This window comes from Burkholderia reimsis, from assembly GCF_003294055.1.
Classification (GTDB): Bacteria; Pseudomonadota; Gammaproteobacteria; order Burkholderiales; family Burkholderiaceae; genus Burkholderia; species Burkholderia cepacia.
The window spans coordinates 1-22,513 of the sequence record NZ_QMFZ01000061.1; the positions used below are offsets into that span (position 1 = coordinate 1).

Annotated in this window: 16 protein-coding genes and 2 pseudogenes; 8 read left to right on the forward strand and 10 right to left on the reverse strand. The window is 59.4% G+C overall.

All coding sequences use genetic code 11. The features are described 5' to 3' along the window. The 8 genes from DPV79_RS38565 to DPV79_RS38600 form a co-directional block, all read left to right on the forward strand. A partial coding sequence (locus DPV79_RS38565) for a YadA family autotransporter adhesin (RefSeq protein WP_208866772.1) occupies positions 1-3,566 on the forward strand: 3,566 nt, incomplete at its 5' end. Positions 3,567-3,738: 172 nt separating this feature from the next. Next, positions 3,739-4,863, forward strand: a complete 1,125-nt coding sequence (locus DPV79_RS38570; protein ID WP_113047866.1) for a DUF2827 domain-containing protein — start codon at positions 3,739-3,741, stop codon at positions 4,861-4,863. Positions 4,864-5,138: 275 nt separating this feature from the next. Further along, a complete protein-coding gene (locus DPV79_RS38575; RefSeq protein WP_113047867.1) occupies positions 5,139-6,290 on the forward strand; it encodes a DUF2827 family protein in 1,152 nt (383 codons plus the stop codon). Positions 6,291-6,340: 50 nt separating this feature from the next. After that, positions 6,341-7,483, forward strand: coding sequence for a DUF2827 domain-containing protein (locus tag DPV79_RS38580; RefSeq protein WP_113047882.1), 1,143 nt, complete (start codon positions 6,341-6,343; stop codon positions 7,481-7,483). A 3-nt stretch (positions 7,484-7,486) separates the two neighbouring features. Further along, entirely contained in the window at positions 7,487-9,235 is a 1,749-nt protein-coding gene (locus tag DPV79_RS38585) for an OmpA family protein (RefSeq protein ID WP_133295769.1), read from the forward strand. Next, a complete protein-coding gene (locus DPV79_RS38590; RefSeq protein WP_113047869.1) occupies positions 9,232-9,549 on the forward strand; it encodes an H-NS histone family protein in 318 nt (105 codons plus the stop codon). The genes DPV79_RS38585 and DPV79_RS38590 overlap by 4 nt, the downstream gene beginning before the upstream one ends. A 111-nt stretch (positions 9,550-9,660) precedes the next feature. Continuing rightward, positions 9,661-10,389 (forward strand): hypothetical protein, encoded by a 729-nt coding sequence (locus DPV79_RS38595; protein ID WP_113047870.1) that lies wholly within the window; start codon positions 9,661-9,663, stop codon positions 10,387-10,389. Positions 10,390-10,726: 337 nt separating this feature from the next. Next, positions 10,727-11,185 (forward strand): hypothetical protein, encoded by a 459-nt coding sequence (locus tag DPV79_RS38600; protein WP_244321880.1) that lies wholly within the window; start codon positions 10,727-10,729, stop codon positions 11,183-11,185. 434 nt (positions 11,186-11,619) lie between these two features. On the opposite strand, the pseudogene DPV79_RS38605 reads toward DPV79_RS38600, so the two are convergent. The 10 genes and pseudogenes from DPV79_RS38605 to DPV79_RS38650 all read right to left on the reverse strand — a co-directional run. Continuing rightward, positions 11,620-11,823: pseudogene (locus tag DPV79_RS38605) on the reverse strand (transposase domain-containing protein); the annotation flags it as partial. A 109-nt stretch (positions 11,824-11,932) separates the two neighbouring features. Next, the gene (locus DPV79_RS38610) at positions 11,933-12,943 is read right to left on the reverse strand and encodes a tyrosine-type recombinase/integrase (protein WP_113047872.1); all 1,011 of its coding nucleotides are present in this window, start codon (positions 12,941-12,943) and stop codon (positions 11,933-11,935) included. After that, positions 12,940-13,887 (reverse strand): tyrosine-type recombinase/integrase, encoded by a 948-nt coding sequence (locus DPV79_RS38615; RefSeq protein WP_113047873.1) that lies wholly within the window; start codon positions 13,885-13,887, stop codon positions 12,940-12,942. Before DPV79_RS38615 ends, DPV79_RS38610 begins: the two co-directional genes overlap by 4 nt. After that, positions 13,884-15,140 (reverse strand): site-specific integrase, encoded by a 1,257-nt coding sequence (locus tag DPV79_RS38620; RefSeq protein ID WP_113047874.1) that lies wholly within the window; start codon positions 15,138-15,140, stop codon positions 13,884-13,886. Before DPV79_RS38620 ends, DPV79_RS38615 begins: the two co-directional genes overlap by 4 nt. A gap of 177 nt (positions 15,141-15,317) precedes the next feature. Beyond that, entirely contained in the window at positions 15,318-17,396 is a 2,079-nt protein-coding gene (locus tag DPV79_RS38625) for a recombinase family protein (protein WP_113047875.1), read from the reverse strand. Continuing rightward, positions 17,386-17,586: a hypothetical protein gene (locus DPV79_RS38630; RefSeq protein WP_113047876.1), complete on the reverse strand. Its 201-nt coding sequence runs from the start codon at positions 17,584-17,586 to the stop codon at positions 17,386-17,388. Before DPV79_RS38630 ends, DPV79_RS38625 begins: the two co-directional genes overlap by 11 nt. Positions 17,587-17,810: 224 nt before the next feature. Then, positions 17,811-19,244 (reverse strand): annotated as a pseudogene (gene tnpC / locus DPV79_RS38635) (IS66 family transposase); the annotation flags it as partial. A gap of 63 nt (positions 19,245-19,307) precedes the next feature. Continuing rightward, positions 19,308-19,646, reverse strand: coding sequence for an IS66 family insertion sequence element accessory protein TnpB (gene tnpB / locus DPV79_RS38640; RefSeq protein ID WP_133295770.1), 339 nt, complete (start codon positions 19,644-19,646; stop codon positions 19,308-19,310). After that, positions 19,643-20,026, reverse strand: a complete 384-nt coding sequence (gene tnpA, locus DPV79_RS38645) for an IS66-like element accessory protein TnpA (protein WP_165843622.1) — start codon at positions 20,024-20,026, stop codon at positions 19,643-19,645. Before tnpA ends, tnpB begins: the two co-directional genes overlap by 4 nt. An 814-nt stretch (positions 20,027-20,840) precedes the next feature. After that, positions 20,841-21,878, reverse strand: a complete 1,038-nt coding sequence (locus tag DPV79_RS38650) for an N-acetylmuramoyl-L-alanine amidase (protein ID WP_113047878.1) — start codon at positions 21,876-21,878, stop codon at positions 20,841-20,843. Positions 21,879-22,513 lie beyond the last annotated feature (635 nt).

A 22,513-nucleotide genomic window follows, 5' to 3' on the forward strand; every position in this document is an offset into this window, starting at 1 on the left:
TGGGTTCGACGACGCCGGTGACGCTGACCAATGTCGCAGCAGGCGTGAATCCGACGGATGCGGTGAACTACAGCCAGCTCAGCTCGCTGTCGACGTCGACTTCGACGGGCATCAGCACGGCACAAAGCGGTGTGGATTCGCTGTCGACCGGTCTGTCGACGACGAACAGCAACGTGAGCTCGCTGTCGACGTCGGCTTCGACGGGCATCAGCACGGCACAAAGCGGTGTGGATTCGCTGTCGACCGGTCTGTCGACGACGAACAGCAACGTGAGCTCGCTGTCGACGTCTGCCTCGACGGGCATCAGCACGGCACAGAGCGGTGTGGATTCGCTGTCGACCGGTCTGTCGACGACGAACAGCAACGTGAGCTCGCTGTCGACGTCTGCCTCGACGGGCATCAGCACCGCACAAAGCGGCGTGGATTCGCTGTCGACGGGTCTGTCGACGACGAACAGCAACGTGAGCTCGCTGTCGACGTCGGCTTCGACGGGTATCAGCACGGCGCAAAGCGGTGTGGATTCGCTGTCCACTGGTCTCTCGACGACGAACAGCAGTGTGGGTTCCCTGTCGACGGGTCTGTCCACGACGAACAGCAACCTGACCTCGCTGTCGACATCGACATCGACCGCCATGAGTTCGCTGTCGAACAGCGCGTCCAACTCGGTCCAGTATGACGATTCGACGCACAGCAAGGTGACGCTGGGTGGCGTGGGTTCGACGACGCCGGTGACGCTGACCAATGTCGCAGCAGGCGTGAATCCGACGGATGCGGTGAACTACAGCCAGCTCAGCTCGCTGTCGACGTCGACTTCGACGGGCATCAGCACGGCACAAAGCGGTGTGGATTCGCTGTCGACGGGTCTGTCGACGACGAACAGCAACGTGAGCTCGCTGTCGACGTCGGCTTCGACGGGCATCAGCACGGCACAGAGCGGTGTGGATTCGCTGTCGACGGGGCTGTCGACGACGAACAGCAACGTGAGCTCGTTGTCGACGTCGGCTTCGACGGGTATCAGCACGGCACAGAGCGGTGTGGATTCACTGTCCACCGGACTCTCGACGACGAATAGCAGTGTTGGTTCGCTGTCGACGGGGCTGTCGACGACGAACAGCAATCTGGCCTCGCTGTCGACGTCGACATCGACCGCCATGAGTTCGCTGTCGAACAGCGCGTCCAACTCGGTCCAGTATGACGATTCGACGCACAGCAAGGTGACGCTGGGTGGCGTGGGTTCGACGACGCCGGTGACGCTGACCAACGTTGCAGCAGGCGTGAATCTGACGGACGCGGTGAATTACAGTCAGCTCAGCTCGCTGTCGACCTCCGCTTCCACTGGAATCAGCACGCTGTCGACGTCGATCGTCAACATGCAGCAAGGCCAGGGTGGCGTGGTGCGTAGCCAGTACGACCCGCAGACCGTGACGACGACCGCAACGGGCACGAACGCAATCGCGGGCGGCAATGGTGCGAGCGCGACGGGTGCCGATTCGGTCGCATTCGGTACCGATGCCAGCGCACCGGGGGCCGGGGCTGTCTCGATCGGCCACGGCAACGTTGCCAACGGTGTAGGCGCCGTAGCGATCGGCGATCCGAACATGGCCACCGGCACGGGTGCGTACGCGGGCGGTAACAACAACACGGCCGACGCCACGCAATATAGCGGCACGGGCGGTGCGGTTGCGCTCGGCAATACGAACACCGCATTCGGGCAAGGTGCCGTTGCGATCGGCAACAATGCATCTGCGTATGGTCAGTCAGCGATCGCGCTTGGCGATGGAGCCGCGGCAGGAACCGCTGCTGCGCCGCTGACGGGCGATATTGCGATCGGCCTGAACGCAGCGACGACAGGCACGAACAGCGTTGCAATCGGCGCAAATTCGTCCGACGGCGGCCAGGCCAATGTGTTCTCGGTCGGCAGTGCGTCGCAGCAGCGCCGCATCGTCAATGTTGCCCCGGGTGTAGTGAGCGCGACCAGCACGGACGCCACCAACGGCCAGCAGCTGTATTCGTTGTCGACCTCGACTTCGACGGGGATCAGCACCGCGCAAAGCGGCGTGACATCGCTGTCGACGGCACTGTCTTCGACGGACAGCAACGTCGCCTCGTTGTCGACGGGTCTGTCGACCACGAACAGCAACGTGAGCTCGCTGTCGACGTCGGCTTCGACAGGTATCAGCACGGCACAAAGCGGCGTGGATTCTCTGTCGACGGGTCTGTCGACGACGAACAGCAACGTGAGCTCGCTGTCGACGTCGGCTTCGACGGGTATCAGCACGGCACAAAGCGGTGTGGATTCTCTGTCGACGGGTTTGTCGACGACGAACAGCAACGTGAGCTCGCTGTCGACGTCGGCTTCGACGGGCATCAGCACGGCACAAAGCGGTGTGAATTCCCTGTCGACCGGTCTGTCGACGACGAACAGCAGCCTGAGCTCGCTGTCGACGTCGGCTTCGACGGGTATCAGCGTGGCACAGAGCGGTGTGGATTCTCTGTCGACGGGTCTGTCGACCACGAACAGCAATCTGAGCTCGCTGTCGACATCGACATCGACCGCCATGAGTTCGCTGTCGAACAGCGCGGCCAACTCGGTCCAGTATGACGATTCGACGCATAGCACGATCACGCTGGGCGGGGTTGGGGCAACCACACCCGTGAGGCTGACCAACGTTGCGGCAGGTGTGAATCCGACGGACGCGGTGAACTACAGTCAGCTCAGCTCGCTGTCGACGTCGACCTCGACGGCCATCAACACCGTGCAAAACGGCGTGACTTCGTTGTCGACGGCACTGTCTTCGACGAACAGCAACGTGGCGTCGCTGTCGACGGGCCTGTCTTCGACGAACAGCAACGTGGCGTCGCTGTCGACGGGCCTGTCTTCGACGAACAGCAACGTGGCATCGCTGTCCACCGGCCTTTCCACGACCGACAACAACCTCAACGCGTTGTCGACCGCCCTTGCGCCGCTGGTGGCTGTCACCGCGAGGGCGAACACGATCGGCGCCACTTCGTACGGTACGGGCGCGAGCGCTACGGGGCAAGGTGCGACGGCCGTTGGTACGGGTGCATCCGCTTCAGGCACCGACGCCACGGCGTTGGGAAAGAACGCGAATGCGTCGGGTGTGTCGGCAACGGCACTGGGTGCGAACTCGAATGCGTCCGCTCCCAATTCGGTCGCGCTGGGCGCAGGCTCCGTCGCGAACGAGGCGAACACGGTGTCGATCGGCTCGGAGGGCAACGAGCGTCGTCTGACCAACGTGGCTGCAGGTGTGAACGGCACCGACGCGGCGAACATGAACCAGATCTGGCGCGTTCAGTCGAGCGTTAACCAGGTGGCTCGTGACGCCTACTCGGGGGTGGCCGCTGCTACCGCCCTGACGATGATTCCGGACGTCGACATCGGCAAGACGATCGCGGTCGGCATCGGCGCGGCGACGTATCACGGCTATGCCGCATCGGCGCTCGGCGTTACGGCTCGCATCACGCAAAACCTGAAGATGAAGGCAGGTGTCGGCCTGACGTCGGCGGGCGTTGCGGCAGGGGCCGGCGTTTCGTACCAGTGGTAAGCATGTAGCAACGCGATCGGGGCGTCACGGTACGCCCCGATCGCAAGAAATCTGTTTCCCCCGTTTGTCGTGGCCTCGGGTGCCAGGAGTGCCACGACCTTTTTTGATCGGTGGGGCAGAAATATCAAAACTCAAGAAACTGTCGTGTGCGGGCGCGACCAGGAGCTGAAAAATGAATGAAAGACGAAAGTTGAAGGTCGGCGTGACGATCTATTTGCGCGAAGGTGCGCAGTCGATTTGGGAAAACGGAATTTTCCAGAACTGCTTCTTTCTGGTGATGTTGTTGAGGCGGTCACCGATAGTGGGAGAGGTATTTCTGGTGAATGGCGGGCCGGGGCGGCCGGGAGACGCAGGCGACTTTCTGGCGCTCGCGCCGGCGCCGGTCATCGATCTCAACACCGCTCAGGAAAAACTCGACGTGACGATCGAGCTGAGCGCACAACTCGATGTCGTCTGGGCGAAGGCATTCAGAGAGAAGGGCGGGCGCATCATCGGCATGCGCGTGGCGAACGACTACGTGATCGACATCGAACGCATGATGTTCGACAAGCCGCATGGGACGCTCGTATCCGGCACACCGTACAGCGCCGTATGGACGTTGCCGGCATTCGAGATGAGCTGCGCGGACTACTACGGTGCGACGATGCGTGCGCCGGTAAGGGCAATGCCCCATCTGTGGAGTCCGGCATTGCTCGAACGTTCGATCCAGGGAAGCGGATCGGACCTTCCATTCACCTACCAGCCCGGACGTGCGCGCTGGAGGCTGGCGGTGCTCGAACCGAATATCTGCATGGTGAAGACCTGCCACATTCCGATGCTGGTGGCTGACGTCGCTCATCGCCACGATCCGAACTTCATTGAAGTGCTTCGCGTGTTCAACGCGATGCGCATCAAGGAGGACCAGGTGTTCGTCGGCTTCGCGCGAAGTCTCGATCTTGTACGCCACGGTATCGGAACGTTCGAGCCGCGTATGCCCGTGTATCACATCATGAGCCGCCAGGCCGATGCCGTAATTGCGCATCATTGGGAAAACGGTCAGAACTATGTGTATTACGAAGCACTGCATGGCGGATATCCGCTGATCCACAACTCGGGTTTCATCGGTGGGTGCGGGTATCGCTACGCGGACTTCGATTGCGAGGACGGCGCGCTCGCTCTTCGGCGCGCATATGCCGAACACGACGCCAACCTCGATGCGTATCGGTACGAGACACGCAAATTTCTCGCGACGCTGGATCCCGAATCGGATGAGAACGTTCGGATCTACTCGGCTGAACTCGAAGCGCTATTTGCGTAATTCGACGAGAGGGATCGACATGAACGCGTAGCCGCTATCACGGCCACGTCACCCGCCCGGTGGCAGTCCTCGCTCACTGGAACGACGTGGCCTTTTGCAGGGCCGCGGCCGACGTGCCGCGGTCCCCTTTTTTGTCGTGCGGGGCGACACGTGAAGGACCGGACCGCAAGAAGCGGTGCGGTAGCAGGGGCGAGCAACGATTCGGATAACAGGCGACCAACTGCGATGCGCTCGAACAACGGGCGCGGGTCGCCAACCAGATAGGGGTAGAAAAAATGCGGGTGGGAATTTCGGTACTGACGCACGAGGGCCAGAGCATCTGGGAAAACGGCCTCGGACAGAATGTGTTCTTTCTGGCAGAACTGCTGAGGTCGCTTCCGTCGGTTTCACAGGTCCTGCTGATCAACTGCGGCGATCGCACCAATGTGCCGCATGAAGCTGAAGCGCTGGCACATGGCTTTCCGCTGATGACTGCGCGGGCGGCAACGGATCAGGTCGATGTAGTCATTGAGATGAGCGGCGGGCTCGATCTCGAGTGGGTCGACTACATTCGCGCGCTGGGCAAGAAAGTCGTCTTCATGTGCTGCGGTCAGCCGTATGTCGGCTTGATCGAACCTTCCATTTTCGAGCGGCGCGGCTTCTTTTCGAGAGCAGAGCGTTGTGACGAGATCTGGGTGCTCGAGAAGGATCGCGCTTTCATCCCGATGCTCAGATCGCTGCACCGGTGTCCGGTATTCGAAGTGCCGTATCTGTGGGATCCGGTGTTTCTGGATGCGCGCGCAAAGCAGGTCGAACAGAGCGGTCATACCTTCGGTTATGTGCGTCGACCCAGGCAGACTGATGGCAACCTGCCACGTGGGCTGAAGGTGGCGATCCTCGAACCAAATATCTCGGTGAACAAATGCTTCGCCGTGCCTGCGTTGATTTGCGACGAGGCCTACCGAAAGAATTCGAGCGCCATCGAGCGGCTGAGCATCCTGAATAGCGTCCACATGGCGGAACACCCGACGTTCACGTTTCTGACGCGCTCGCTCAGGCTTCACGAAAATCAGAAGGTGCATTTCGATGCGCGTCACGATTTCGTGGGGTACATGAGCCAGCATGCGGACGCCGTGGTCAGCCATCAATGGTGCAACGATCAGAACTACCTGTACCTGGATGCGCTTTACGGTGGCTATCCGCTCGTGCACAACTCGCCGTGGCTGCAGGAGGCCGGTTATTTCTACGAGGGCTCGAACGTCAACGAGGGCGCAGCGATGTTGCTCTTTGCCGCGTACGAACACGATGCCGGCCATGAAGGATACATGCGACGTTCGCGTGCGCTGTTCGCCCGATTGAGCCCGTACGACGCCGGCAATCGCGCGGAGTATGCGCAGCGGTTGTTGCATGTGGGCCGGCAGAATCTGGCCCGCGCGGCGGGATTTTGAGCGGCGATAGCCGTCTATCGGAAAGTGTGAGCGAGATCACGGAGAAAGACATGACGAAACGAGGAATTCGCATCGGCATCACGATCGGGATGCACGACAGCGCAGAGAGCCTGTGGGTCAACGGCATCAAGCAGAACGCGCTGTATCTCGCGAAGTTGTTTCGACAATCGCGGCGTCGGCATGAGGTGATACTAGTCAACACGACCGCTATCGACGTGACCGGAGAACTGCCGTGGGACAAGCGTCTGTTTCCGACGCGTTCGTTTCACGACGCAAAGGATTCGGTCGACGTCCTCATCGAGCTGGGTGGCCAAATCAGCGAGGAGCAGACGCGCTATCTGAAGGAACGCGGCGCGAAGGTGGTGAGCTACTGCTGCGGCCCGGAATACGTGCAGATGATCGAGGCGATGATCTTCGGCCGAAGAATGTGCGATTCCGTTTTCATCAATCAGGGATACGACGCCGTGTGGGTCATTCCACAGGTGATGGAAACCAGCGCCGGTTTTCTCGGCTCGCTCCGCCGAATGCCCGTGGTGGAAGTGCCGTTCGTGTGGGACCCGATGTGTCTCGAGATGCGAACGCGCGATCTGCCGTTCGAGGGCCAGTATCGTCCGCGCGCGGCTGCAAAGCGTCTGACCGTCATGGAACCGAACATCGACGTGCTGAAGTTTTGCCTGTACCCGCTGCTGATCGCGGAGGAAGCATTCCGGAAGATGCCGGATGCGATCGAGTACATGCATGTCACCAATGCCGAGCACCTTGCGCGCCATTCCCCGGAATTCATCGGTATCGCGCAGTACCTGGATCTGGTTCGTCAGTCGAAGGTGAGCTTCGTCGGGCGCTTCGACACGCCGAGTTTCCTGTCCGAACACACTGACGTGGTGGTGTCGCATCAGTGGGGCCTGGCGCTGAACTACTTCTACTTCGACGCGTGCTGGAACGGGTTCCCGCTCGTTCATAACGCGCAACTGTGCGCGGATCTCGGCTACTTCTATCGTGGTAACGACGTGCAGGCGGGGGCGGCGAAGCTTATCGACGTGCTGCAGCATCACGACGAAAACTGGGAGGCGTACCGCATGCGGCAACGTTGGGTGATCGGTGGTTTTCTTGCGACGAATCCGGAAGTTGTCGCCAGCTATGACGTGCTGCTCGACGGGTTGATGACCGGCCGCAGTGCGAAATGTGCGGGGTGAGCGTTGGAAAAGTTTGATTTGGTACAGGCGGGAAACGGCATCATCACCGATGCGGTACTTGACGGGCTGTCGCAAACGATCGGCCTTTCGGCAGATATCCTGCGGCGGGTGACGACCTATGCGACGCCGGTACTGCTTGCCGCATTGGTGGCGTCCGTCGCTTCGGTCGAGGACGCGGAGCGCATTTTCGCGATCGTTCGTTCGGAGGACGCGGATGTCCATGTCGCGACGCGTCTTGCCACATGCGTGACCAGCACGGCTGGTTTGAAGGACGTTGAATGGGCAGCGGACAGGCTGGCTTTGCAAGCGACCGCGCGGCGGCTCGCGGAGTATGGCGATCATGTCGGGCTCGTGTCCGGAATACCGCCACAAGCCGCACACGTATTGGTCGGCCTTTCATGCGCGGTGCTCTACGGGTCGCTTAAGCGGTGCCTGCTGCTGGAGCAGTGCGGGCTGAGAGACTTCCTACTCGTTTTGCGATCGCAGGTCCCGATGCTGCAGAAGCACATGAGCGACGGCATCTCGCAACTGACCGCGTCGACGTCGGCCACGGAGTTTCCGGGTGTCGTGAGCGCCAGACTGGAGGCCGTTACCCGTCGGCTTGCGGGGCAATCGTGGGGTTCGGATCCCGATTCCGGCACGGTGGTGCTCAAGGCGCGGGGCGGACGATGGTTCAGGCCACGCCGCATGTGGGTCGCAGTCTGCAGTGCGACGCTTATGTTGGCCGCCGGAGCGGCGGCATGGCACTTCCGATACCTCGATTTTCCGATCCGGTCGGCTGGTGTTCGGCATGCCGTGGCCGGAACGGTATCGACGATGCCGTTGAGTCGAGCGTTGGCTCAGCAGCGTGTCGGCGACCGTGTCGTGCCGCCCGCAAGCCCGGCCTCTGCGGTTCCGGTCGTTTTGGCCGACCAGCGAAAGGGCACGTCACCGGAACCGTCAAAGAGCGCGAAGCTCGAGTTCAAAGTTGACTCGTCGGGCTCACCTGTTGTTGAGGCCGTACTCAACAACGATGCGGAACGGCAGGCACTCAGCGGCGCGCTCGAGAATCGGTTCGGCAGCAGGCGCTATACGTTGAATCTCGTCGTGGATCGGACCGTTGCGCCGGCTGCCTGGCTGGGACGGCTCGACACATGGCTCCAATTGATGCGATCGCCGCGTGTCGAAGGTATCGTGCAGAACACACGCGTTCAGCTCTGGGCTCCCGTGGCGCAGGTCGCGACTGAATCGATGGCCAGCCTTGCAACAGCGTTGGGCAGCGAATACCTCATCGAAATTTTCGACCCTGTCCATCTGATGGCACGGTCCAACGAAGCGCTTGCCCAGGCGCTGAATCGTCTCGAGCCTTTTGGAAAAAGTTGCGATTCGCTCGCGGTTTCTAAGGCGTTGAACACGCAATTGATTGATTTCGCGCGATCCAGTGGCCACGTGCCGTCAGCGGCGAAAGCGAATCTCGAACAGTCGGCGCATCTTCTGGCCGCCTGTCAGGCCATGCAGCACCCGATCTCACTGGAGGTGACGGCGCATTCGGACAACAGCGGCGATGATCAAGCGAATCTGGCACTTTCCGAGAAGCGGGCCCGGGCGGTGCGGGCGTATTTGATTGCGGCCGGTGTGTCGTCACAGACCCTGGTTGCGAAGGGCTATGGCAACTCAAAGCCGGTCGAAAGTGACCTGACGGTGATGGGACGCTTCGCGAACCGACGAATTGAATTTGTTCCGGCTGACGAACGGAGTGGTGCACTGCGATGAGCAAATACAGGGAAATACTGAGCCAGATCGACATGCTATATACGGAGCTGGAGACGGCACGCCGCCAGGAGGCCGCATTGCTTGCGGAGCAAGTGCGGCAAGCCCTTCTAGTGTCCGGTGTAGACCTGAACCTGATCCTGGACGGGCAGGCGAGCGGCTCGTCGAAGCGAGCAAAGGTCAAGCCGAAATACTGGAATCCAGAAACGGGAACGACATGGAGCGGCCGCGGGCGGACGCCACTTTGGTTGCAAGGCAAGAATCCGAGAGACTACTTGATTGAACCGACCGATAAGTCGTCCGAAGACTCAGATTGATCCCGCGCTTGAGATGCTGCCGTCGTGAACGTTGTGGCGCAAGCATTATGCGCTCGCGATGGTGTCGACGCCGGTTGCGCACGTGGCCTGACTGAATCATGGAAATCGAAAATGCACGAAAATTTGTGGTGGAAGTACGTGTTGATCGAGGAGGTCGCAAAGACCATCTGCTACACGCATTTCATTGCGGCCGGCTGGAATGCGGATCAAGCAGGCTTAGAGCAGGGTGTTGAGTCGAATTCACTCGGACTATGTGCAAATCGATTGGTCGATTCAAGGGACCGAATCGCAACCACGAGATGCTTTCCTGATCTGTACGTTTGGCGCCGTGGGGGCGCAGGATTCTTTGTCGAAGTGAGATCGCTGGGCGATACGGTGCCCGACGAAGAAGTCACCACGCTGATTCCTTACGTCCTGAGCCAGTACAACAGCGCGTTCGTGCGGCAGCGTCGCCGATCAACTCGTGATTCTCGCGAGACCGACGTATCGGCTGAAAGTGGTGCTGGTTCCGATTCGGCGGCCCATGTGCTGAGCGGTTCGGACAGGGCATCGAGTCGCGACGAGACCGACCTTCCGATGGACGGTTGGAGTACGCCGATCCTCTTCTATGTGATCGGTAAATCGATGGTCGCCGGCTCGTTCGTATTTTTGATCCACCCAAATGAGGATGAGATGTGCGAAACGGCCTACGCGGCATCCTCGATACACGACGCGAGCCTCGACGGAAAGGCCGCGCAGGATGTCGTGAGACTCGTTGCCGACTTGCGTTTAGCTTGGCGCGAAAGCATTCAGCCGGGACTTGATTGCGTATTACGGCCGGGAGGTGAGTTCGGTGCATGAGCGACGACGCGGCGGAAAGGGGATCGGAGACGTCAAGGATTTGATCCGTGATCAAACGTCCCACTGTCGACCCGACAGGGTGGACTCGGGAAAAGGAAGCGCCGACATTTTTTGGTTGCTGGTCAGTGTACTTTGCGCGTCGCTTCTGACGTGGGGTGCATTGCATCTGGTACTGTCCGCCATTTTTTCGGCCCGAGCGATCGGGCCTTGATATTCGAAAATCGTCCCCAGGGAGTCAATGAAGAGGACCGGACAATCGGAGGGGTGATTGCGCCTTTACGACTACATCGAATCCAGGAACGTCTTGACTGGCCGATGAACGCGGCTTGATGAAAGCATGAAAAAGAAACGCCAAATACGAATTCCTCGTAATAAGGAAATGTTACTGCCATTGCCGGCGGGTGTTGCCCGCGGCATCTCGCTCGAAAACCATCTTGCGCTGGCGGCGATGCGTTCAGGGCATGGAACGCCGGAAACCATGGTCACGCTGCTGCGCGTGCTTTACATGACTCACTTCCTGCTCGGAAAGGAATACTCGTCGTGTGACCAGTCGCTCTTTCTCGATGTCGAGGCAGCACTGAGCAAGTGCATTCAGGGGGCGGAGCAGCGCAACGACTGGAGGCTTGAGGCGGAATGGATGCCTGGGATAGAAGCGATCTTGCATCGATTCGATGAAGTCATCCAGTACGTCCCGAAATCCGATTATGTCGACGCCTGGAAGAAGCTCTCCGTGTTCGCACTCTCCGGCAGTCAGTCGCCTATTACAGGCAGTCGCGTCGAAGGTGTTTGGATATGATCGGTTGCGCGTCTGTATCCGGAGCGGGAGGCAAAGTCGTTTGACTGCAGTTTTGACAAGTATGGAAATGAACCGGAAAGCAGTGATCCGACGTCGCTCAGTGAACTATCTCTTTGCCATGTTGATCGCGCTTCCGTTGGCCGCCTCCGCTTCATATAGCGAGCGATGGCTCACGACGTTCAGCGCGAAACGGGAGACCCCTTTGCATACTGGTGCCGGGGGCAGAACCCGGCATGTACTGAGAGGAAAGGCGACATCATAAAGCGGCGGTGGCGAGGAAGCACGAATATCGCGACGAAGGCAAGAGTCGTTTTGCCAGTCCATTGTGGACTGTTGCGTTGCCGAGAATCGCTGACGGTTGATGTTGATCGCTTTTTATATCAAGATTGAATAACTAAAGTAAGCGGCCAGCCAACCCATCTTGACGAGCGAGTTTAGGCGGCGGCCGAGAGTGGCTGCCAGCGATGCGGCAGCAGCGAGTCGATGTCGTTGGCCTTGTGGGTCGGCAAGCGCGTCAGCACGTCCTTCAGATAGGCGAGAGGCTCGAGCCCGTTCAGTTGTGCCGAGCGGATCAAGCTCATGATGGCGGCCGCGCGCTGACCCGCACGCAGTGATCCGGCGAACAACCAATTGCGGCGCTTATGCTCAGATCAGCATAAGCGGTCTTATGTGCACTTCGGGATTATGCAAAGTAAGTGTGGCGAGCTGCACAATCGGGGGGAGCTCGCCACGTAGGACAGCACATAATCAAAGCGCCTCCAGAAACTTTAGAAGCGTGTCTGGTGGTCGGTAGCGGGATCGACGGGTCTTCAGTGGGGCGATCGCCGCTAGGGCTCGCTCTTTCATGGCTAGATCTGCTTCAACATAGCCGTGTGTTGTCGACGGACTCTCATGTCCGAGCCAAAGTGCAATGACTGTGATGTCGACGCCGGACTGCAACAGGTGCATTGCGGTCGTATGTCGAAGCGTATGCGGCGAGATCGAACGCCCGAGCAACGACGGACAGCGTGTCACAGCTGCGTTTGCTGCGACGGCGATCCGCTCCGCAGCGTTCGACCGCGTCATCGATCTTCCCCAGCGGTTGGGCAGCAAAGGTTGTTCGGCGCGCAAGCCTGCATATTCGATCCAGCGCCGAAGCTCGACTGCCGTATCCTTCCACAGCGGTACGGTCCGTTGCTTGCGCCCTTTACCGTGTAAGCGCACGCTCGGAGTGACATCAAGCTCAAGATCGCTGACATGGATGCCAATCAGTTCTGAAACCCGGGCACCCGTGTTGTAAAGCACCTTGAGGAGTGCCCTGTCACGCCTGCCATACCAGGTGTCACTGTCAGGGGCATCCAGGAGCGCCTTTGCCTCGCCACGGGAGAGGAATCCGAGCATTGGCTTGTCGGAGCGTTTCATCGGAATGGCCAGAATACGCTGCGCGATAAACAAAGCCGGCGGGCACTGCGACGCCATATACTGCGCAAACCCGCGTATTGCAGCGAGCCTCGCATTGCGACTTCGTACGGCGTTGTGGCGCTCTTCTTCGAGATAGGCCAGGAATCCAACTACGAGGTCTGCGTCGATGTCGAGCAATGTAAGTTGTGCAGCTGATTTACGGCATTGAGCTTCTGCATAGCCAAGTAGGAGACGGAATGCATCGCGATATGCCGCGACGGTTCTGGGGCTTGCAGCCTGTTGCTGCAGCAGACGCTCGGTAAAGAAGCGCTGGACCAACGCGGCGAATTCGGCTGGTTGAGTCAACAGGGTGTTCATGCCGGAACTCCTTCAGCGTAGCGTTGGAAGCGTTCGCCCGCGATGTTCATCAGCTCAGGGATGCCAGTAAAGTACCAGTAGGTATCGACTACCTTGGCATGCCCTACATAGATCGATAGTGCCGACAGACATCGCCCTATGTCCTCTTCCTCGCGGTAGAAGCGCAACGCGCTACGCACGATGAACGTATGCCGTAGATCATGCAGTCGGTGATGACGGTAGTCTCCACGAGGCTTCCAGCCGAGTTGTTTCTCACATATTGCGTGCAACGTGTACAACATCTGGCGCTGAGTTACCGGCTGACCGCTTTCTCCTCGAAAGAAACGATCTGAGCATCGATCAGGAAAAACTCGGTCCCGGAAGTTGGCATACTCCCGCAACTGCCTGGTGACTGTATCGTGCATGGCGACATAACGGTGCTGATGACATTTGGAGTTGCGGACATTGAGCACGCCGGCATCAAGATCGACGTCGGCAACAGTCAGGTGAATCGCCTCGGAGATACGCAGTCCTGTCGTCAACAGCAAACCAAACAACGCGCAACATGTTGCTGGGCGCAAACCTCCAGGTGGCCCGAGTAGGCTGGCTTCGGCCAGCAACGTTCGAATCTCCTGTTCAGTAAAGATATGTGGCACCAGCCGACGGTGTCCACGACCTAGCAAATTCCTCGGTGGTATGACCGTGGTGGGATCTGTACGCATCTGGAACTTGGCGAAGCCGCGCAGTGTTTCGATACGGCGAGCCCAGCTAATCGAGGAGGCGCGCTTCGAATCGCGAGCCCAGTCCGCGGCGAGATCCAGCGTCAGATGCTCGGTGCCGCGCCGGTCAGCGAAGCGGGCGAAGGATTCGAGTTGCCTGCCATCAATTGCGAGTTCGAAGCCGAAGCTGCGTCGATACGCAAGATATGCCGCCACACGGGCGGCCCAACCGCCGGTGATGTTCATGTCGTGCTCCCCGGCCAGGAAAGGGCAACCTCCCGAAGGCGTTCAATATCCACACGAGCGTAGACGCGGGCCGTGTCCAAGCTCCGATGCCGTAGCAGATCAGCGATTTCCTTGATCGACACGTTCGCCCTTTGCAGGCGAGTGGCGGTTGACCTCCGCAGCACATGCGTATTGCAGAACTGATCATCCAGGTTGCAGCGTGCGAACGCTCGGTTCATGGCGTTGCGAATCGCAGCGACGCTTAATGGAACACCGAACGGCGCCCGGTGGCGTACAAACACAAATCGACTGTCGGTTAGCGGGCGCCCCGCTCGCAGATATTGCGCTAAGGCAGCACCAGCTTGTTCAGGCAACGGCATGCGTTGCGCACGCTGGCTCTTGGTGTGCCGTAAGGTCACAATGCCACGTCGCCAGTCTATTGCGTCAAGTGTCAGGCGGGTGGCTTCGTCTCCGCGCAGGCCAAGATCGAGAATGCAGCGAGCGATAGCATAGTCGCGCATACCGGAAGGGATGTTGACATCAAAGGCCTGCAGGAAATGCTCGAGCTGAATATCCGAGAGTACCTTCGGCGGCTTCCGGTGTGGCCAATTGGCGATCACCGGCAAAGTCGAAACCGCAAGGCGAGTGTCGTCACCCTGCAATGCACGGAATCTCAGATAGCTACGCAGGCTCGTACAGATGACCCCGAGCGAACTGGGTTTCCAGTGTTGTCTTGCAAGGCCGGTCAGAAATGAGTCGACAGCCGGCATCGTCAGATTGATGAACCCAGCGAAGTCATCTGGCATGCAGCTAGCGAAAAATGCTTCGAGGTGCCGCACACGATAGACGCACGTCGAACGAGCAAGGCCACACGTATCGCGCAAATACTCATGGAAGTTGTGCAACTCGTCTGCCAGTGGCCCCGGCGAGGTTGCGGGGATGACGTCCGCGTAATATGGCAACGCCAAAAGATGATGCAGTGCTGCGCGCATCTCCGACACAACTGATCGGCAGGGTTCTGGACAGCGGCAAACTGGTAGGTGATGCCGGATGAAGTGTTCGACAAGCGCTCCATCAATATCCCGGGCAGAAAGCCGCTCGCGTCTCATCCAATAACTGAAATGCGCCAGGCATCGAAGGTATGCTCCGACAGTACCTCGCGCATAACGTAGTCTCTCCAGCTCGCCAATGTACGAATCGAGGAACTGGTTCAGTGGACCATAGATCAACCAGTCTCGTCGAGCGAGACGGTTCAGGCATGCGTCGGTAGACATGATGGTCTCCGCAGGCAGGTTCGCGGAACACCATCACACCACGGTTTATTATGCTGAGTTAGAACACCTCGGAGTTGCTCGTTGGAAGCCTTGGAGGCTCAGCCGGGAATCCCGGGACGGATCATGCTCGCCATAATCCCGAGGTGCACATAAGACCGGCCGACTGCAATGGGGCGTTCATTGTGCACCTCCTTCCGAAACCTCGATAAACATTGGGATCTGCCCTTCGACCTCGTTGCGACACGGGCGATGTTTGCGCGCCAACGCCGCTATAACAGCATCGCTGCGCAAATCGCACGCTCGAATCTGCCATGGGGCATCGGGCATGACCTGCTCAGCAGGCAGGACGCGGTCGGTGATCAAACGCCGAATCATGTAATGGGTGACGCCAAGCAGTTTCGCCGCATCAGACATCGTCAACCATTGCCCATCCTTCTCCGCTGACTTGTAGGCTCGAATGTCCCGCACTTGCCGTATCGATCTGACACGGTGTGCGGTCCATGTCTTGCCTTGGCCGGTGCGAAGCCCCATCCGGTTCAGCGACGCTGCGATGTCCTGGTCTGACCACCGGGTAATCATGCTGCGAATGACCGCGAGCGCGTCGTCAGAAGTGCTGCATCCATGCTCGCCAGTCCGCGGCTTGCGAACTCGAAGCTCGGAATGCTGACCACCTTGCCAGTGAATCGTGAGGATGACTTCGCGAGCGGCTTCGTCCACGTCGGCAACGATGTCAGCAATCAACGCACGAACAAGCTGTTGACGTGTCCGCATAGTGACGCCCGGTGCATTCCACGCAGCACGAAGATCCTCAGCGAGCTTCGTAACATCAGGCAGGGGAGCCTGCGCCTCTGGTGCGGTCACCGTCTCCAGGCGGGCTTGGCAAGCCTGTACACGACGTAATGCCGCTTCCCAGTTCTTCTCCAACTGCGCGGCAATCAGGCGGTTCTCAGGATCACAGGCGGCGTAGCGCCGCTCAGCCAGCGTGGCCTCGTACCGGGCCTGCTGCAGTTCAAGCTCCACGATTCGCCGCTGCTCGTTCAGGGTATCCATGTGCATTTGCCCGGCCTGTTGGGCCGCTTCAATCGCCAATGGCTCCACGACGCGCAGAAGCTCCTTGCCGATAGCGGCATCGATGCGTGAGCCGCCGAACGTCATGCATCGCGGCGGCATGTCGAAGCGATTGCACCGGTAGACTGCCTGCGGGACGCGTCCTGCATAGGCCACTGACAGGCGACGTCCGCAGCGTGCGCAGGCAAGCAACCCTGCAAGCAGCGCGCGTCCACCACGACTGGATTTTACGTCACCAGTCTTGCCGTAGGCGTTGGTGGCAAGCTTCTCCTGGTTGCGCTCGAATTCGGCCCAGTCGATGTAGCCTTCATGATGCTCCCGAAGCATGACGTCCCAGTCCTCAAACGGCTTGCGGTGCTTGTAGCTCTTGCGAGCACGGCCTTCGACGATCGTCATCTGCTTACCACTCTTGCCATACGCGTAGACACCGGCATAGAACGGATTCTTGAGCACCGAGATCACGTTACGGTAGCGTATCGGAGTCCAGTCTACCTGTGTCAGCGTCCGGCCATCAGAGGGGCGCGGAAAATGAACCTGCTCAGCCCTCATCGACAGCAGGACTTGCCGCGCGCTGCCCAGTTGCCGGAATCGAGTGAAAATCAGGCGTATGACTTCCTGCAACCGCGCGTCTGGATCGAAACCCAGACCGACATCACGATGCCAGATATAGCCGACCGGCACGCTGATACGTAATTCACCGCGGTATGCCTTCTCTCGCTTGGCGTCGTGCATGCGCGTTCGAAGCACGTTAAGTTCGAACTCGCTGATGCTGCCCTTCATGCCAAGCAACAGCCGGTCATTTGCCCGGCAAGGGTCGTACACGCCGTCAAGGTCGATTACCCGCGCTTCAACGAGACCGCAGAGCTCGAGCAGATGATGCCAGTCGCGTCCATTGCGAGCAAGGCGTGAGGCATCGAGACAAAGCACTGCGCCGACGTCGCCTGCGCACAATAACGCGACCAGGCGATCGAAGCCCGGTCTCGCAACCGTGCCGCTCGCCGAGCGCCCTTGGTCGTCGTCGATGACTTCAACGTCGCGAAATCCATGTCGCTTTGCTTCATGCACGAGGTCATACTGCCGGCGCTGGCTCTCGAGGTTCAGTTGGACCTGCGTCTGGCTGGACTGCCGGACATAAACTACTGCCTTGCGTTTAAGAAGATCTGCGGGCAAACGATCATCATTCTTCATCGTCAGGCCCCTTCGCAGTCGAGATGCCGGCGGCCTGCATCAGCAGGCACGCGAGATGCCTGAGCGCGTTTGCTCGCTGCACCGCGTTCATTCCCTGAAGCTCGACCGTATCGAACGTCAGGTTCATCTGCTGCGGCATCGACCGCGACGACTGATGATCTGTTGGAACGACGTTTGGCAGATTGCCCATTGCGCTTCTCCCGGACGTTGGTGGAACCGTCCGGAGAGTGTCCCCGCAAATGCCGATCGGCCAGCAATTGATGCAGATTATGCAGTGCCGCTACGGTAACCCTCGGTTCGCCGAGAACCATGGCTGAACATACCGCGGCATCAAGCATCCACGCTGCGATCATCTTGACTACGCCACCGTCCGTCTCTACGTGGATGACTTGGCTTCCGCCACGATGTTCGACATCTCTGACCTTGACGCGACGCCCGTACAGCGGATGCCAGCGATAATGGACTTCGACTTCCTGCCCGATATGGGCAGAATGAGCGCGAAATGGCCCACGGACGGATCTGGTTTTCGACCCAGTTGTTGTCGATCGGCACATTCCCGTCATCGAGATAGCGCGTGAGTGCATCCCACCGTTTCAGGCTGTAGTCCAACGCCCTGGCAATCGCCGAGCCCTCCGCAACGAGTTTGCGCTGCGCCATCAGCCATTCATAGAGGGCGTCGCACACTGGCTTGGCCCGACGCTGTCGAAGTCGCTGCCGTTCGTCGGCATCCAGTGCTGCGGCCTCGCGTTCGATGTCGTAGAGCGCGGTAAAGAACGGCAGGGCCTGCCCCGCAACCTGGCTGCTGTGGTTGGCATGCAATTCAAAGAACTTGCGTCGAGCATGGGCCGCGCATCCGATCTCGGTGATGTCGTGCTGGAACGAGGCTTTGTACCCGCTGTAGTCGTCGCATACCAGCTTGCCGTGCCAGCCCTTCAGGAACGTGCGAGCATGCGCACCGGCGCGGCTCTCGGCGAAGTCGTAGACCACCGCGCGCAGTTCGCTGAACTGAGTCGACGTATACGCCCACAGGTATGCCCGGTGCGTTTTGCCCTTGCCGGGACTGAGCATTTGCACCGGCGTCTCGTCGGCGTGCAACACCGCCTGTTGCCGGATGGCCTGGCCGAGTGCGTTGACCAACGGCTGCAGCTGCACGCCACACCGGCCCACCCAGGCACCCAGCGTGGATCTCGGGATGGCCAGTCCCGCACGACCAAAGATCTGTTCCTGGCGATACAGGGGCAAGTGGTCGCCGTACTTGGCGACCAGTACCTGCGCGAGCAACCCGGCGGTGGGCATGCCCTTGTCGATCACATGCGGTGGAACCGGCGCCTGGATCAGCGTCTCGCATGCCTTGCACACCCACTTGCCGCGGATGTGCCGTTCCACCGTAAACACGCCCGGCGTGTAGTCCAGCTTCTCGCTCACGTCCTCGCCGATCCGTATGCGTTCGCAACCGCACTGGCACGTTGTGCTGTCCGGTTCGTGATGGACGTCGGTGCGTGGCAGTTGCGGCGGCAGCGGTGCCCGTTTCGGCTGCTCGCGTTGCCGTTTAGCTCGCGTCGGCTCGAGTTGTTCGAGCTCCATCTCGATGGCAACCAAGTCGCCATCGATCGCCTCGTCGAGCAGATTCATCTGCTCGCTGTTGAGCTGTTCGCTGCGCCGGCCGAACTGCTGGCGCTTGAGGATCGAGACCTCGTGGGTGAGTTGATCGATACGGGTCTGCCGGAAGCGTAGCTCTCGGTCTCGCTCATTTGCTTCCCGCTCCTTCTCCTTGACCTCGGCAATCAGTTGCGCGGCAAGGGCGCGCAACTGTTCCGGGTTGAGTGCGTCGAGGTCCGCGGGGTTCATGCAGGCCAGTCTGCCAGAACCCTGCCGACGGAGGAAGCGCGACTGTTTACCTCCCCGCCGCATTTAGACGACGCGGATCACGCCATCCTCGCCGATGCGTTGCCAAGGCAAGCCCAGCACCAGGCCGGCCAGTTGTTCGTGCGTCAAGGCACGCTGCTTCGGTTCGCTGCCGATGGGCGGCCACGCAAACTGCCCTTGATTTAGGCGTCGCGCGGCCAGCCAGATACCGATCCCGTCGTGAATCAGAACCTTCATGCGGTTGGCGCGCCGATTGGTGAACAGATAGGCATGGTGTGGGTGCGCGGCGCCGAACACCTTGACCACTCGCGCGAGGGCCGTGTCGAAACCGGCCCGCATGTCCAGTGGATCGACCGCCAGCCAGATCTCGTCGACACGAATCACCGCAGCCACTCGCGCAGCCAGACGGCACACTGGGTTGCCTCGGATACCGGCCAACTCACCGTGATCGACTGATCTCCTCGACGTATCTCAATGCGGATCTCCGGCGAATGCGAACTCGGCGCTCCCAACGCCACCGGCACAAAGGCTGGCAGCGATGGTGGCGTGGCCGGCGGACGGCCCAGCGGTCTCTTGGGAAGTCGACCCTCGGCCTGATCGATCCAGCGCCGCAGCAGATTCGCGTTGAGCCTGTGCTCCAGCGCGACCGCCGCAACCGATACGCCGATTCCCTGGCAGGCCGCTACCACCTGCGCCTTGAACTCCTCGCTATAGCGTTGCCGACGACGACGCTCCGGGAGTGATTCCGATTCGATAGTGTTCACGTGTCCGCTTATTCGTTAAGTGGACACGATACTCCCAAGCGCCTCGGCCAAACTCAAGACGGGTTCGCTGGCCGCTTACTAACTAAATAAATGCGGAAAGCCTATTCGGTGGAGCTCATTTGATAATGGTAGTCGCTTCGGTGACGTTGGGAGATGGTGATAAATGAAGTCATTATTGAATTTCATCACTTAATTAGCGAATTTGCGATGAACAAAAGATAATCTCTGTTTGCTGGCGGCCGGTGTGATTTCCAGTTTCATCTAGCGGGATGTGGGGCGGCGGGGACGGTTCCTCTAGCACAACGAGCGAAACGTTCGCCACTGCCGGAAGTCCGTCCGCCTTGGCGAACTTGGGTCAGCGCACCCGTCGTCGCGTCGACGCCGATCGGTTGCACATCTGGCCAGTGCTCCAGTCCCATAGTCACAGCCCTTACCGTGGGCGAAGCCATGCCGGGCTTGCCAACACTTCGGGCAGGTTCGGACAGCCGCGTCGGCGAACGATCTTACCGGCATGTGGCCGATCTCGACAGGCGCGCTCCCAAACACGACGATTGCGCTTGTCGATCCGCACAACAACCCGACAACACTCAACGTGACCGGATCGATCTCGATGTCGTCCGATTTCACTAATCTAGCAGTCACCGAGAATGCATGGTCGATCAGCTCGGAAATCAACTTAAATGTAATGACGAGGGATGGTCGATATTCGAAAAAAATCTGCCACATATCGACATAGGGCAGTAATTCCAAAGTTAAGTAAGTGAGTTTGCCATGACCCAATCACTTATTTTTCTCGGTTTCAGTGATCCTCACGTCAGAAGCGACGTGACCCCGATTGTCCGATTGCACCTGACGAGGGAGGATCATCGCTGCCTTTTTCACCTTCATCTTGTGGCTCAAGTTGCCTAGGCACCGCTTGACGCAATTGCGTACGACCTCGTCGAAAGTACTTTTCCAGAAGTGCATCAAGGATTGCGACCGTCTCGACGTCGGGCACTCCGTCATATTTTGCCGAACGAAAATGTATCTGGAATGCAGCGACGACGTTGCCGGTTTGCGCATCAAGCGCGCCGGTCCGTGGTATATCGTAGCCATATGCGAATAGTTTCGCCTGTAACGCTCCGATGTCACCGCGGAACGGTTGATGGCTACTGTAATAGCTAATTGCCTCCGCTTCCGGCCACGCACCGATCCCGTACTGTGTAGAGAGCTTTTGCCACGGAAACAACGGACCCGGATCCCACTTGCGTCCTGGTGCAATGTCCGAATGCCCGACGACCTTCTGCGGCAGGATTTCGTGTCGCGCGATGACATCGGCTGCGAGCTGACCGACCACGGCGATCTGCGCGTCGGGGTACGGATACCAGCGGCGATTCATCAGCGGCGCGTTTTCGTCTTGTGCGGGAAAGCCGAGGTTGACCACCTCGATGCCGACCGTGCTTGCATTGAGCATGCGCTCACCCTGCCAGTAACTAACGCCAGCATGCCATGCGCGACGAGATTCTGGCACGAGCCCATAGATACGGAAGCGCCCGTCGCTGTTGGCAGTATCCGGCACGAGGTAGTGTGAACTTACCTGCTTTTTTGGATCGGTCAGCGACGCAATCGAGTCCGCGAGCGTTTCGGCGGTATAGTGCAGTACCAGTGTGCGTACGCGTGAGTCTTGGTTCGGTGACTGGATCGACGTATCGATCGTATAAGCTGATTCCTGCACGTTTTGCGCAATACTGTTCCCACATCCTGCAAGCGGCAATGCAAGTGTCCCGATTGACCACATCGAAGTCCGGGCGAGGAAGTCGCGGCGTTCTGGATCAGTAATTTTAATTTGCTGTGCTTCTTTTTCTTGATTCATGTCAGTGCCCCTTATTTTTTCTCTAAAAGGGATAATGTGAGAACTACTCGAGCTTGTCGAGATGTGACAATGAAATTCGACAGGAAGTTCCGTTGCGAGACTCGAAAAGAAGGTGGGAGAATGACTGGGCTGGGATTCCGGATAGTGTGAACCTGATCCACGGTAACTTCGTTTGGGAGATTCGAAGATAAATCTGGATATCTATCGCTAACAATTATTATCGATAGACAAGCATTTTCTGGTAAAAATGTCGTTTCGCGGGGCGCTTCACACCTACCCGTTGCGCCGCGCTGTCATTCCGCTGCCTATACTCCCCGGATGCCGAACGAACTCTCGCCATCATCCTTTCCCGACCCAGCGTCCCTGTCCGCAGTGCGCGCGTGGTATGCGGGTGTCGGTTCGCGCGAGGCGGTCGGGCGTTATTGCACGCACGCGCTCGGAGGGGGCAGTCGGCGCGCGGCGTGATCGGCCAGATTCGCCGGCAGCTCATCGGTTTTGCCCTCAGTCATCATCGTGCCGATCTGGCGCGGTCATTCCGGTGTGCGTCTGGTGAACGGACCCGCCATCGCGAAACCGCGGCCTGGGCACTCGACATCACGGGCCGTCCTCGTGCTGCATCAACACGGCATCCGGAC